We start from the raw sequence: 14,034 nt of genomic DNA on the forward strand, positions 1-14,034 counted from the left end.
TTGACCAGTCCGGGCTGATACGGAGGAGATTCTCCACGAATCACTCCCAAAGATACGAACGACGGCGGGCGATTTCCCGGTCCCCACGGAACAGTCGACATTGCCAGGCCAGCACTCGCCCGCCCTTCAAATACGAATCCCCATTCACCACGAACTCCGCCTTTCCCGACGTCTCGGAGGCATCGAACGAAGCCTCTTGGCGGTGAATTTGACTCCCCGTGCTCCCCTGCTGGAATTCAAAAAGCACCTTCACCGGCTCTCCCTGGGAAGCATCATTCCAGCGAACCACGTAGTAATGCCCAAGACGCTGCTCCTGTTCCCGCAATCCAATCGCGCCATGCAGGAGATTCTCCTGCTCAGCACGGACCATCGGCTCATCCTGCATAGAGGGAGTTTCAAGATTGCGAAGATGGGTCGACCGCACCTCCAGCGCTTGGGGTGCCGCGCAGGACACCACCATCATCGACATCATTGCCACGAGCCGCCATTGCTTCATGCGGCTCATTCAAGCCGTCCGTGGCCGATTGCCAATCCGGAAAGCACGAAGATCCTCTTCCGCCCGCCAACACACAGGGAAATGCCTTTCCGAGCCGCGCCGTCCCCGCCTAGTGTCGCCCCATGGACGAAGGCGCCGCCGCCAAGCTCGACAATTTCATTCGCAAAAAAGGCCTGCGGCGCACGCCTCAACGGGATGCCATCGTACGTCTCGCCTTCGCCGAGGACGAACACTTCACATCCGAAGAGCTCTTCGACCGGGTCCGTCGGCATAACATCAACGCCTCTCGGGCCACCGTCTATCGGACCATCGCCCTTTTGGTCGAAGCCAAGCTCCTGCGAGAAATCGACCTCGGCGGGGACACCAAGACCTACGACCCCAATTTCCTCGACAAGCCCAGCCATAACCACCTGGTATGCATCGATTGCGGCAAGGTCCTGGAGTTTGAAGATTCCCATGTGGATCTCCTCAACGACTGCCTCACCCGTCGCATGGGCTTCCGCCCGGTGTCCCAGACCATCAAGATCGAGGCCTGTTGTGAAAAACTTCGAACCCAGGGATCCTGTCCCAATCTCATCCAAGCGCGGCTCTCACGCAAACGACTGCCAGCCCGCAAACGATAGTCTCCAAGTTTTCTGTTCCAAGCGGCGGACAAACCACCCATCGTCCGCCCGCGGCGCCGGCTCCTCCGGACGCCCGATCCGAACCTCTTAAATTGCCCGCCAGAGTCATGTGGAAAGGCCGCTTCGCCAAGGAAACCGCCGAACTCGTCCAGCAAATCGGTGAATCCGTCAGCTACGATTGGCGCCTCTATCAACACGACATCGCTGGCTCCATTGCCCACGCCCGTGCCCAGTACAAGGCGGGCTTGCTGACCGAGGAGGAGTTTTCTCAGATCGAATCCGGCCTGCGTGAAATCGAAGCCGACATCAATGCCGGCAACTTTGAATTCCGCACCTCGTTGGAAGACATTCACATGAACATCGAGGCTGAGCTGACCCGCCGCATCGGCCCTGCTGGAGCCAAGCTGCACACCGCCCGCTCTCGAAACGATCAAGTAGCCACCGACACCCGGCTCTACTGCCGGGCAGAGATGGAAGTGCTCGCCGCCGGCATTCGGGATCTCCAACGCGCCTTGCTCGACCGAGCAGAAAAATATGCGGCCACCGTGGTGCCCGCCTATACCCACTTGCAACGCGGTCAGCCCGTCACCGTGGGCCATCACTTCCTCGCCTACGTCGAGATGCTGGAACGCGACCTCGGTCGCCTCACCGATGCGCGTACGCGGGTCAACGTTTCACCGCTTGGTTCGGGAGCGTTGGCAGGTTCGACCATCAATCTGGACCGTCATGGAATCGCCAAGGAACTCGGCTTCGATCGCGTCTCCACCAACTCGATGGATGCCGTCGCCGATCGCGACTACATCGCCGAGTTGATTTTCGTCATCGGCCTCTGTGGTGTTCACCTTTCCCGACTTTCTGAAGACCTGATTCTCTGGACTTCTGCCGAGTTCGGCTTTGCCGCGCTTTCCGATGCCCACACCACGGGATCGTCGCTGATGCCTCAGAAGAAAAACCCTGACGTCTGCGAACTCACTCGCGGCAAGACCGGACGGCTTCTCGGCAACCTCGTCGCCATTCTCACCGCCATCAAAGGACTCCCTTTGACCTACAATCGGGATCTTCAGGAGGACAAAGAGCCCCTCTTTGATTCCATCGACACGCTCAAGCTCACGCTCGCCGTGAATGCTGAAATGATTGCTGCCATGGAAATCCGCGAGGAACGCTGCCGTGCTGCCGCTTCTGACCCCATGCTGCTTGCCACCGATCTCGCCGATTGGCTGGTGCGCCAAGGAGTGCCCTTCCGCCACGCCCATGAATTGGTGGGAAAAGCGGTTGCTGCATCTGTGGCAACCGGCACGCCGCTTGATCAACTCGATCTGGCAACCATCGACCCCGCCTTCACTTCGGACGCTACCTCGGTGTTTTCGCTCGAAACCGCCCTCGCCGCACGAACCAATCCGGGAGCTCCCTCCATCGAGAACGTTCGATCCGAAATCGCCCGCTGGAACACTGGGCTCTCATCGAACTAAAAGCTCATCGAGACGCCGAGGTGATTCCGATGTTCGGTATCATCAAGGCGCCATCCATGGTCGAAGCGGAGATCCACGTGCCCCCATAGCCGGGCGCGAAGGCCCAGTCCAACGCTACTCAGCGAGACGGAACCCCCATCGTCATCCTGCAACGCAGCATGGTCGAAGAAGGCCAAAAGCCGAAAATCACAGCGCGGAATCACCGAAATCACCGGGGTCTGCACCTCCAGCCCCCCAACGGCACCGTTGTCCATCGAATAGGCTCTTTCATCGACTCCTCGAACCGTCTGGTAACCTCCCGCGCCCAATTGCTCTGCGGGGAGAAGATGAGAATCGGCCGCCTGAAGGGACCATCGCCCCACCCAGCGCCAATCTTTTTCCGTCCTCCACCACGCATTGGCATCGAAATTGGCAATCAGGTAGGTGGCATCCGCCTGCAGATCATAGGCGCGAAACGCCGCGTCCCGATTGCGATCCCCCAATCCACCTGGAGAATATCGCAAGTCCGAGGAAAACTTGACGCCAGCCGACTTCCATTCTCGTTCGATTCGATGGGAAACCTTCCAATCCGCCATCACCACCTCCCCCGGCGTGACGGAGGCACCACCGAAAAGCAAAAACTGGTCGGTTCCCTTGAGTTCAAATCCCGCCCATAGGCTCTGCTCCCACGCTCCCGCTTTAGGTAAGATCATCCGATCCAACACCGCGAGGGTCCAGGAACTGCCCTCTGTTTCCAACGGAATGCCACGGAACAAATAGCGCGACGCGACCTCTGCATAGGCGGCATCCACCTGAATCACCTGGTGACTGCGGTGCAGTGGAATCTCCCACCGGATCGCGTTGGCAGTGAGCGATGACGCCGGCATGCCCATCACTCCACGCCAAGCCAGCAAATGCTCATTCGGCAGTAGGCCGCTGACTCCAAAAACCATCCGATCCTGGCCGAGCACATCCGGCCCACTGTTCTCATAGCCCACACTGACTTGCCACGGACGCCGCTCCTCCAGCGCGATCAATAGATCAGCACTGGCCAGGCCCTCTCCCGGAGACACGAACAAACGTGGATGGCGAAATCCAGTCCGCCCATACCACGTGAGCTGCTCCTCCAACTTCTTGCGCTGCAGCCATTCCCCGGTCCTCAACCTCAGTCCCTGGCGAATCAGCTCAGGATTTCCGTGCTTCGGTGGAGTCACCCCCACCTTGCCGACTTTCCCCACTTCCACGTCGATCACCAATCCCCCCTCAGAAAAATCCTGTTCTGGCGCACTGACCAGCACCACAGGGAAACCCTCCGCATCGTAGTGCAACAAAATCTCATCGGCCATTTGCCCAAGAGAAACATCCGTCACCGGATGCCCCAAAAAGGGCTTCAACCTCGCCGCGAGAGTCGCAGGCGAAGGAAGCACCAACTCTCCACTGGCTTCGATTCCCTCCGCCAACGCAAACCAGTCGCCACCTTCGGCCGAACGCAAGCGAATGACCTTCAAAGCATCCGCCCACGTCTGGTTGGGAACCTCATCCTGACCCGTTTGAGCCTCCACGGAAGGCAAGGACTCCACTTCCGCCTGATCCGGCAAGTTGGGCTGAATCCCAGGCAGCGATTCGGCCCGGACCACCCCCAGCCCCATCAGCAAAATCCATCCTTTCACCCTCACAGGCGTCCATCCTCTCATGAAAAAAGGTCGCCGGACAAGGGACGGCATCAAAGATTTCCAGCCCGAGATCCGGGGAAAGCTCACCGGCGGGCGGTTTTCTTTTGCTCATCAGAACTCGATCCTCCGCGAGTTCCACGCATCCCGAAAAATGAACTCCGCGCCATCAAGGCTTTTTTGACCGGTGCTGCGACGTTGCGTGTTGGATTCGGTTGAGTGACCGAAGAGCTCGCACTGACGGCATTGCTCGTCCGCACCGCGGAAGCCGTGGTGATCCGTGTTCCATCCGGACGTCTCAGTGTCGGCACCTTCAAAATGGAGTCACTCACCACCGCAGGGGCATCGGCCTCGTCGAAATTGGCCCGTGGAGCCTGCTCGATCACTCCCTTGAAGGCCATTTCCCCGACAATGATCGCGCGATTGTCCGAGAAAACCCGCCCATCGCCGCCCACTTCGATGAAGATCCGACCCGTCTGTGCGTCCAGAGTCCCGACGTTGTGGACCTCCTTGCCAGCACGAATATCGATCTGTGACGCGTGCGTGGTCCCTTGGTAGAGCACAAACCCTTCTTCTCCAGCATCCTTGAGGCGTTGATTCCCACTCGCGGAAACCTTGATCCGATCCGTCCCAGCCATCCGCACGGCCCCTGTCGCAGTCAGCTCGCCCCGCCGACCCACGATCAATTGCTGGCCGCCGAGCATGATATCGCCATCCGTAGCATTGACGAAACCATCGACCTTCAGAATTCCCGATCCCAGGCTCCCATCAAGGGTGTATCCATTGCCATCAAGAACATCGGCCGGGTTCGCATTCAGACTGGCCAGAGTCACACTCTTCGCCGTGATCGATCCGCCCACGAAAAGATTTCCTCCGGGTGCAAAAAAGCTCACCGAGCCATTCGACGTCACCGTTCCGTTCAGGAAGTAGCTACCACCCCCATTCAGGTAGTTGAGCACTTGGTTGCCTCCGATGAAGTCAAAGACCAACTCGCTTCCCTGATCCAAGTTGAAGTCCCCCCAATCAAAGACCGAATCATCAGAAATCGTAAAAATCGTCTTCGTGCCCGTCTCCGTCTCGATCGTTTCCCACGTCGCGGAGCCTGAGGACAGGACGGGGTCAGCCGCCTGAACAACAGGAACACAGGCGGCAATGGCCACCCGGAGGGAGCGGGAGTTGAGGGACATGGGGAGAAACGGAGGAAACAGGTAACTTCGGGGAGTTCGTTTACCTGCACGGGATATACAACCCTCTCGGTATTTAAGGGAATACAAAAAACGCACGTGATAAAAGACTTGACCCTCCAAACCATCAAAATCCCCCGATATCCTGACCCGGACGGCTTCTCATGGTGTCGAGCAATCAGGTTCTGGCGACCGATTTGACCACTCCGGACCGAGCGTCGCGGCGGCAGTCGACTTCAGGGCATTTTTGCCTCGGCACTTGCGAAAGATCCCTTCCCACGCGCAGTATCCGCCCGCCGCCGATGTTTTTGCTCAAGAAGGTCTTCCAACTCCGGGACAAAACGAACCCAGAAATGGAGAAGCCATTTTTGGATCACCTTGAGGACCTGAGAGTCATGATCATGCAAGTGGTCGTGACCCTGATCATCTCCATGATCCTGTGCTTCTCGCTCCAAGGGTATTTGATGGATGTGTTGCGGGCACCCGTGCAGAACGTCTGGCTCGAGCACACCCGGGGATCTCTTCCCTCCGACATCACTCCCGAGTCTTGGGAGCAGGCTAAAGACCTCCTCAATCGGTCCATCGACCTCTCTCCGGAACAACGCTCCGCATTTTATGAGCACTTTGATCCTCAGGTCCTCCGATATTTGGACGCCATTCGATTGATGCGCGCCGCAAAGGCTTTGAACGAAACCGATCGCCTGCCATTCCTCGAACAACAGGCGGCGGACGACGCCGAACTCAAGCGCATCATCGAAGCCGTCTCTGCCACTGGAGCCGATCCCGACAGTCGGGCGGGCTCGGACGTGATGATGATGTCCGCCCTGAAACCGACCGAGACCTTCATGCTCTCGATGAAACTGGCGTTCTTCGCCGGCGTTGTTCTGGCCTTTCCATTCCTGCTCTACTTCATCCTCCAGTTCATTCTCCCGGGCCTCCACCAACACGAACGCAAGATCCTCTGGCCGTCCATGTTCGTCGGCTTTGCGCTCTTCCTCACGGGGGTGTTCTTCGCCTACTTTTTCGTTCTCCCGAAAACTCTCGTCTTCTTCTTCGAGTGGAGCATCGACATGGGCGTCACCAACGACTGGCGAATCGGTGAATACATCACCTTCGCCACCCAATTCACCCTGCTCTTCGGGCTCTCCTTCGAGCTTCCCGTCGTGATCATGGCCCTCGTCAAACTCGGCCTGCTGACCTACGACATGATGCGCCGGACCCGTTCCTATGCCATCGTGGCCATCGTCGTGGCAGCCGCCATGATCACTCCGACTTCGGACGTGCTCACCCTCTCCCTCATGGCTGTTCCGATGTATGTGCTCTACGAAGCCTGCATCCTCCTCGCGTGGCTCGACCAACGCAAGCGGCGCCGCGCGGAAAAGGAAGAAACCCTCCAGCGCTATGGCCTGACGCCTCCATCAACCGACGACGAAGCCCCCAAAACCATCGATCTTCCAACCGATGAGCCCGAAACCATGGCTTCGGATGACGACGATGACTCCCAGGAAAAACCCTCGGATCCAGAGGATGCTCGTTGAGGCCACCTACGACTTCGAGTCATGACGGAGCTTTCCCCTTGGCCCAGGGCAGCCCCTTCCCTCTACTTTCGATCCATGCATTCCATGACAGGATTCGGTCGCGGTTCGGCAACCTCCGATGAGGGAACCGCCACCGTGGAAATCGCCGGTGTGAACCGCAAACAAGCGGAAGTCGTCATCGCAGGTATCCGCGACCTCCCTGAGCTGGAAAATCAGATTCGCAAGGCGGTTTTGACCCGGATTTCCCGCGGACGCCTTCAGGTCACCCTCGATTTCCAGGCCCGTGCTGGAGATCGCTCAGCGGTCGCCATCGACCCCAACTCCTCCATGGAGCTCGAGGCCGCCTTTCGTCAGCTTTCCGATCGCCTTGGACGCGAAGTCCTTCCGCTCGCTGCCGATTTCCTCCGCGCTCCGGGAATCGTCACCTTTGAGGATCGAGTGCTCGACCCCAAGACCGCTTGGAGCGCCATCGAAGCTGCCCTCGAAACGGCCTTGGGACAGCTTCTCGAAATGCGCGCCAACGAAGGTCGCGATCTCGCTCAAGACCTCACCCAGCGCCTGAATACCCTCGCGCAACTCCGCACCACCATCGGCGAGCTGGCTCCCGCCCGCCCGGAACGCTACCGCGAGGCCCTCGCCAAACGCATGGCAGATGCAGGCTTGGAATTCGATTTGGCCGACGATCGGGTTCTTCGTGAATTGGTGCTTTTCACCGACCGGATCGATATTACCGAGGAACTCACACGCCTCGATTCTCACTTCCGCAAATTCCGCGAGTACCTCACCGGCAGCGAACCTGCCGGACGTCACCTCGATTTCCTCTGTCAGGAAATCCATCGCGAATTCAACACCATCGGCTCGAAAGCCAGTGACGCGCAGATCGCCCAACATGTCGTGACCGCCAAGGCTGAGTTGGAGAAAATCCGCGAGCAGGTCCAAAACGTCGAATAGGCGTCCTTCGCCCACTCTTTGCGGTCGCCAGACCACCCCGGATGCTCCAGCTTCCGGCGCGTCATGTTCCACCCCGCCATTGTCCGTGCGCTGGTGATGCGTCAGGTTCTGCTTTACACTCGGAACCCCGTCCGCGCCATCGAGCTGTTTTTCTGGCCCATCGTTCAGCTCCTTGTTTGGGGCTTCGTCACAGTCTTCCTCCAACAACAATCCGGCGGCGGCCAGGAAGGATTTGGCCGCGTGATCACCTTCCTGATCGGGGCCATCATTCTTTGGGACTCCCTTTTTCGTTCCCAACAAGGGGTCGCCATCTCCTTCCTTGAAGACGTTTGGACACGCAATCTGCTCAACGTCTTCGCGGCGCCGATTCGCATGACCGAATACCTGGCGGCCTCCTTCACGGTCGGCCTTTTGCGAGTCATCATCACGGGGATCGTGCTCTTCGCCATCGCCCTTGCGGCGTACTCCTTCAACCTGTTCCAATTCCAAGGCTATCTTTTCGTCTTCTACGCCAACTTGATGATGTTTGGTTGGACCCTCGGTATTCTCTCCACCGCCCTGGTATTGCGCTGGGGACATGGCGTCGAATCGCTTGCTTGGGCGATTCCCTTCATGGTCCAACCCTTTGCCTGTGTCTTCTACGACATTTCGGTGCTTCCGAGCTGGATGCAGGGAATCGCTCTCGCCATGCCTCCCGCCCACATCTTCGGGGGCATGCGGGAAATGGTCGCCACCGGCAGCCTGAATCTCTCCGACCTCGCTTGGGCTGTAGGCCTGAATTTCCTCTACCTCGCTTTCGCCAGCGCCCTGTTTTCCCGAACCCTGGGAGTCGCGCGCGAACGGGGACTCTTGGTCAAAACCGCTTCGAGCTGACGAGGGATCCCTGCGAAAATCCCCTTAGTCCGGTTCCTCGGTTCACCCCTTAAAGTCGCGCCGCTCCGTTGACAATTCGTGCTTCGCCACGCATACGACCCCCATGTCCACGGCGCTCCCACCCAAGCCCCGCATCATCGGCCCCCGGATGCGCGTCTGCATTGTCGCATCTCGCTACAACGAGCAATTCTCTGACGCCTTGGTGGAAAACACCGTGGCCGAGCTCAGCGAGTTGATGCCGAACACGCGGATTGACGTCATTCGTGTCCCCGGTGCTTACGAAATCCCCGTGGTCGCGGCCGCCGTTCTCGACCGCCAACTTCCTTCTGCCTTGATCGCCCTCGGCGTCATCATCAAAGGTGCCACCGCCCATGCCGACCTGATCGCCGGATCGGTGGTCGACAGCCTCCAACAGCTCGCCGTGCAGTATCAGACTCCGGTCATCAATGAAGTCCTCCTCGTTGAGGATGAGAAGCAGGCATACGCCCGCTGCATCGGTGCCAACCTGAACCGCGGACGGGAAGCCGCTCGGGTCGCCGCTTCCATGGTCGACGTCTTCCAGGAACTCAACCGCACCCTGCCGCTCGGCACCCGCTGATGCCCAGCCGACGTCAAATCCGCCAAACCGCCATCCAGTTTCTCTACTGCTCGGACGTCGAGGGTGGAGGGGATCCTGCCGCCTTGCGCGATCCATTCTGGCAATTTGTCACGGAGTCCGATCGCCGGGCGATGATGCTGGCGATTCGCCGTACCATCCAACACCTCAACCTGGGTCGCGAACAACGCCGCGCGGAATTCTCCGAACGACTTCCCGCCGCACTCGCCACCCTCAAGGCCAATCCCGAACTCGAAGAACACGCCTCGCAACTCCGCCGGGTCTCCGAACTCGAGGATGAATGGGACCGCGTCATCGTCGAACTCGCCCGGTCCACCGGTGACGACGAAGGCGACGCTCTCGTCGCCCGCCTCACTCCGCTCATCGATCGCCTGTTTTTGGTCAACCGAGAACTCATTTACTCCCGCCAACAACTCACGCGCGTCCTTCTCGACTTTCCCAATCTTCGCTCCCAAATCGAACCGATTCTCGGCTCCATCAAGCGTCTCGACCGAATTTCCGCGCGACTCAAAATGGTCGAAACCCCCGAGGATTTCCCCGAGCACGCCGAGTTCGCTCGCATCCGCCAATCGCGCGCTGAACTCCGTGAACTCCGCGAACAGGTCGACCGACTCGTGGATCGTGTCCTTGCCAAGAAAGACGCCATCGATCGCATGCTGGAAAGCATCATCGACAACTACGCACCCGAACGCGTCGACCCGATCGACCGCGCCATTTTGCGCCTCGGCACCCTCGAAATCCTCTTCGACGACGACGTTCCGGCAGCTGTTGCCATGAATGAAGCCATCGAACTTGCCCGCCAATTCGGGACCACCGATTCGCCACGTTTCGTCAATGGCATCCTCGACCGCATCGCGCGCGGTTGATCTCCGGGTTTCCCCTAGGCATCCTTGGGTGGGCCCGGCGATTCCAACTGCCAGGCGATTTTCCCATCCCCTCGCCCGGCAAAAGCTGCTAGTTCACCATCTGTTCGCCGATGGCGATTCTGATCCATGCGCCGCCACCCGACTCCTTTCCAGATCCGCACCCTTTGGAATGCCGCGACAGGCGTCGCCATCACCATCCTTGGACTGCTCTTGGTGCTGATCATCTGGTTGATGGGAAAAGTGCTCGGGTTCCTCCAACCCGTCATCGTTCCCCTCGCCGTCGCCGGCATCATCGCTTATCTCCTTGATCCGGTTGTTCGCTGGTTCCAGAAGCGCGGGCTCTCCCGGATTCGCGCCGTCGTCGCCACCTTCGGCTCTTTCCTTGCAGCGGGGGCGCTCCTTACCGCCATCACCATTCCGATGGTCGGAAACCAAATCAATGCCTTCCGCTCGAATAAGCCCGGAACGCAAGAGGCCTCATCGACGCCAGCCCAAGAAAGCTCCGAGGAGAAATCCAACACTCCTTTCGACCAACGCATTGTCGATGCCTTGGTGGACATCCGCACCCGCACCCCGTGGACCCGCCCCGTCATCGATTCTGTCCTCGCTCCTCCTACGGACGAACTGCCCGCCCCCGAACGGGCCACCCAAGGCGAAGAGATCTCCGACCGGCTCGACACGTATGCCGAGGAACTCGACGATCAACCCGACCAGAAACCCGAACACGGCATCCGCTTCAGGGAGACCAGTCTATGGAGCCAGGTCAAAGCCCTCAATGACGACGCCGTCCACTGGATCAAAGGTGGCACCGGGAAAATTCTCAACTTCCTCGGCCTCGTCCTCGGCTTCGTGATGGTGCCGATTTACCTCTACTACTTTCTCAAGGATAGCTCCGCAATCCGCGAACATTGGCACGAATACGTGCCGCTGAAAGCCTCTCGCTTCAAAACCGAAGTCATCGAAACTCTGACCGAGATCAACGGCTACATGATCTCCTTCTTTCGCGGTCAGGTTCTCGTTGCCTTCATTGATGGCCTTCTGATCGGAGTCGCCCTCACCGCCTTCCGCCTTCCACTTGGGTTGCTGATCGGCATCATGATGGCCATTGTTGGCATCATCCCCTTTGTCGGAAATATCCTTACCCTCATCCCGGCGTGTCTCATCGCCTGGTTCCACTATTCGGACCCGAATCACGCCTCCATCGTCGGTTCCAACCCCTGGGCCAATGTGGCTGCCGTTTGTGCGATCTTCTTCATCGCCCAACAAATCAACTCGATGGTCACTGCGCCGAAAATCGTCGGTGACTCCGTGGGCCTTCATCCCATGACCGTCATTTTCTCCATGATCTTCTGGTCCCTCATCCTTGGAGGTTTTGTGGGAGCCTTGCTCGCAGTCCCCCTCACCGCCTCCATCAAGGTGCTCTTCCGCCGCTACATCTGGGAGCGGAAAATCAAGGAACAATCCGCCGAATCCGAAGTCGTCGCCCCCGACGAACCGCTCACTGAGCCCGCATCCTAGGAGAAGTCCCCATCGATTCAGTCCGCCCGGCCGACTTCATACAACTGGCGTAGTTCACTCCCATCGAGCACACGGGAGAACAACATGAACTCGTCAATCAGGCCGGTCCAATTGCGGAAACTCCACTCTTCCCCCAAGTCCGGCCGAGCCACGTGAGCTTCGGGCTCCGGGTCGAAGAAATTTCCCAGCGTGGCACGCCCAAATCTTAGCGCGACGGTTTCTTCCAGCCGATTTCGGCCCACCTCCACGCCGTCCACATAGTGGACCACTTCCCCGGCACCGGCATCATAGGTCGTCGCTAACATCCTCCAACTCCCGTAGGTCCACGGCGTCACCACCGGATCACTGAATGCCCGGAGAAAAGGACTCACCGGCTCCGATCCCGGAGGGCGCACACCAAAAAGGAAACGCCCGTCATCCGATAGCTGCCAATGCACCTCGCCATCGATGCCATATTCACTGAGAAACAATCCATTGTAACGTCGCGGAAGTCCATCCACCCGTGCCCATGTGACGAACGAAGCCGCCAAGAATCGCCCGGGAATATCCACACGCACACGATCCGCCGGACGTCGAAAGGCCAACGCCGGCTTCCCGGGCCAGCGGCCGGTCGCCCACTCCGCAGAAATCACGGTGCCGCTCTCAGGTTCTCGCCCATTACCCGCGTGATTCCGAATCACACGCGTTCCTCGCTCTTCCGGCGTGAGGCTGAAATGAGTGATCAGTGACGGATCTGCATCGATCCTCACACAAGATTCCCGCCATCGCTCCAGTCGGCTCAGATCTTTCCGCTGCCGCACGGACTCCAACTCCCCCGCAAGATCCATCGGCAACCACTCCAACGGATTCAGCCCCTGCTTTCCGGCCAATGAAACCGCCTGGCCTTGCTGCAAGCGCCTGGTCACTCCTGAACCACCTTCCTTGGCGGTCGTCACTTCAATCTCTCCTTCCAGCGCTTGGACACGAGTGGTGGATTGGCCCTCCACCCGCACGCTGAAACGCCTTCCAAAATCGGTCACCATCCCATCCGGCAGCATCATGCGAAATCCCACTGCACTCTCGGGCACCTCTGCCTGCGCCTGACCATTCAAAACCGTGACCTGAAAATCACTGTCCGGAATAAACGTCGCAGGCCCCTGGAGAGTGATTCTCGCACCACTGAAGAAATCCAATTCGATCAGGCCTCGACGAATCTCAATGGCCTGGCCGGCCCCGATCGACTGCCCTCGCAGAAATCGAACGTCCGCCTCCACATCCACCGAACTTGTGAGTGTCGCCACCGGATTTCCATCCGCAGAATGCAGCACCGGGCGCGGCGCAACGGCGTCGGCCATCTCACGACTCATCCCCTCCTGCCCCCGAGATTGCCAGCCCCAAGCGATCAGCACTGCCGCGGCCGCCGCCCAACCCGCACCACCGGTAATCCATATCTTCCACCCACCTCTTCGAGCTTCGCGAGCGTCGGAATGCCCGGGGAACTTCAATTCATCGCCCCGTTGCTCACTCCCCCACGACTCCAAGGCCTGCTCCATGGCAGCCCGTTCCCAGAAAGCTTCCCGTGCTTCCCCCGAAACCTGCAGCTCCGCCTCAAGAGCCTCCCAATCCTCCTCGGACAGCTCTCCTGAAAAATAGCCATCCAGGCGGCGATCGTGAGAGTCCGACTTCATGAGTTTCGAAAGGGGGCCATGCGCGTTTCCAAGCACTCCTTCAAACCACTCCTTGCCCGAGAAAGCGAAACATACACCGCCTCAACGGTCCATCCGACCCGCTTGGCGATCTCTGCAGGCTTCTGCTCCAGCACATAGCGCAGATGGACCAACTTCCGCATGCTGGCAGGCAACCGGTCGATGCAATGGCGCAAGTGATCGAGCCGGTAATCCTGCTCCTCCGCTGCCTCGTCGCTCGCCAACCGCTCCAATGTTTCCTCAGCAAAAAACCGATGCCGGCTCGACTCCCGCCTCACCATCTCCAGCACCTTCAGGCGAGCCACCGTACACGCCCACTTCGGAAACGAAGTGCCTTCTTCAAATTGCCCCGCCTTGCGCGTGATGGTTAAAAAAGTTTCCTGCAACACATCATCCGCCAAATGCCGATCCCGCACCAGGCCACGAATGAAGCCACGGATCAAATCGATGTTCGCGAGGAACAACGAATGAACCAAACGGACGGCATCCTCAGACGCCTCTGACGAAGGAGAGCTCAACTTCCCCTCCATGTCATGAAAGTCCGAAACCTTAGCCAAGTCTGCGGA

General features: G+C 59.0%; 13 protein-coding genes. 8 read left to right on the forward strand and 5 right to left on the reverse strand.

Features of this window, described 5'->3' with window-relative positions; genetic code table 11:
* Positions 1-40: 40 nt before the first annotated feature.
* On the reverse strand, positions 41-496 hold the full coding sequence (locus tag HNR46_RS01255) for a hypothetical protein (RefSeq protein WP_184015018.1): 456 nt from the start codon (positions 494-496) through the stop codon (positions 41-43).
* 122 nt (positions 497-618) lie between these two features.
* On the opposite strand from HNR46_RS01255, the gene HNR46_RS01260 reads away from it, so the two are divergent.
* The gene (locus HNR46_RS01260) at positions 619-1,119 is read left to right on the forward strand and encodes a Fur family transcriptional regulator (RefSeq protein WP_184015020.1); all 501 of its coding nucleotides are present in this window, start codon (positions 619-621) and stop codon (positions 1,117-1,119) included.
* Between the two features lie 107 nt (positions 1,120-1,226).
* Positions 1,227-2,588 carry an argininosuccinate lyase gene (gene argH / locus HNR46_RS01265; RefSeq protein WP_184015022.1) on the forward strand — a complete coding sequence of 454 codons (1,362 nt, stop codon included), beginning with the start codon at positions 1,227-1,229 and terminating at the stop codon, positions 2,586-2,588.
* Here the strand turns inward: argH and HNR46_RS01270 are convergent.
* Both HNR46_RS01270 and HNR46_RS01275 read right to left on the reverse strand, forming a co-directional pair.
* Entirely contained in the window at positions 2,585-4,261 is a 1,677-nt protein-coding gene (locus HNR46_RS01270) for a ShlB/FhaC/HecB family hemolysin secretion/activation protein (protein ID WP_184015024.1), read from the reverse strand. The two genes, argH and HNR46_RS01270, sit on opposite strands and share 4 nt — an antisense overlap.
* Positions 4,262-4,323: 62 nt before the next feature.
* The gene (locus HNR46_RS01275) at positions 4,324-5,424 is read right to left on the reverse strand and encodes a hypothetical protein (protein ID WP_184015026.1); all 1,101 of its coding nucleotides are present in this window, start codon (positions 5,422-5,424) and stop codon (positions 4,324-4,326) included.
* Between the two features lie 299 nt (positions 5,425-5,723).
* Here HNR46_RS01275 and tatC point away from each other — a divergent pair, with 299 nt between their 5' ends.
* The 6 genes from tatC (at position 5,724) to HNR46_RS01305 (ending at position 11,783) form a co-directional block, all read left to right on the forward strand.
* Positions 5,724-6,959 carry a twin-arginine translocase subunit TatC gene (gene tatC, locus HNR46_RS01280; RefSeq protein ID WP_184015028.1) on the forward strand — a complete coding sequence of 412 codons (1,236 nt, stop codon included), beginning with the start codon at positions 5,724-5,726 and terminating at the stop codon, positions 6,957-6,959.
* 75 nt (positions 6,960-7,034) lie between these two features.
* On the forward strand, positions 7,035-7,910 hold the full coding sequence (locus HNR46_RS01285) for a YicC/YloC family endoribonuclease (RefSeq protein WP_184015030.1): 876 nt from the start codon (positions 7,035-7,037) through the stop codon (positions 7,908-7,910).
* Between the two features lie 63 nt (positions 7,911-7,973).
* Positions 7,974-8,783 (forward strand): ABC transporter permease, encoded by an 810-nt coding sequence (locus HNR46_RS01290; RefSeq protein WP_184015032.1) that lies wholly within the window; start codon positions 7,974-7,976, stop codon positions 8,781-8,783.
* Between the two features lie 103 nt (positions 8,784-8,886).
* The gene (gene ribH / locus HNR46_RS01295; RefSeq protein WP_184015035.1) at positions 8,887-9,381 is read left to right on the forward strand and encodes a 6,7-dimethyl-8-ribityllumazine synthase; all 495 of its coding nucleotides are present in this window, start codon (positions 8,887-8,889) and stop codon (positions 9,379-9,381) included.
* Positions 9,381-10,265, forward strand: coding sequence for a transcription antitermination factor NusB (gene nusB, locus HNR46_RS01300; RefSeq protein ID WP_184015037.1), 885 nt, complete (start codon positions 9,381-9,383; stop codon positions 10,263-10,265). The genes ribH and nusB overlap by 1 nt, the downstream gene beginning before the upstream one ends.
* 126 nt (positions 10,266-10,391) lie before the next feature.
* Positions 10,392-11,783, forward strand: coding sequence for an AI-2E family transporter (locus HNR46_RS01305; RefSeq protein WP_184015039.1), 1,392 nt, complete (start codon positions 10,392-10,394; stop codon positions 11,781-11,783).
* 17 nt (positions 11,784-11,800) lie between these two features.
* On the opposite strand, the gene HNR46_RS01310 is transcribed toward HNR46_RS01305, so the two are convergent.
* A complete protein-coding gene (locus tag HNR46_RS01310) occupies positions 11,801-13,450 on the reverse strand; it encodes a LamG-like jellyroll fold domain-containing protein (protein ID WP_184015041.1) in 1,650 nt (549 codons plus the stop codon).
* On the reverse strand, positions 13,447-13,998 hold the full coding sequence (locus HNR46_RS01315; RefSeq protein WP_184015043.1) for a sigma-70 family RNA polymerase sigma factor: 552 nt from the start codon (positions 13,996-13,998) through the stop codon (positions 13,447-13,449). Before HNR46_RS01315 ends, HNR46_RS01310 begins: the two co-directional genes overlap by 4 nt.
* Positions 13,999-14,034 lie beyond the last annotated feature (36 nt).

This window comes from Haloferula luteola (assembly GCF_014201715.1).
Taxonomy (GTDB): Bacteria; Verrucomicrobiota; Verrucomicrobiia; order Verrucomicrobiales; family Akkermansiaceae; genus Haloferula; species Haloferula luteola.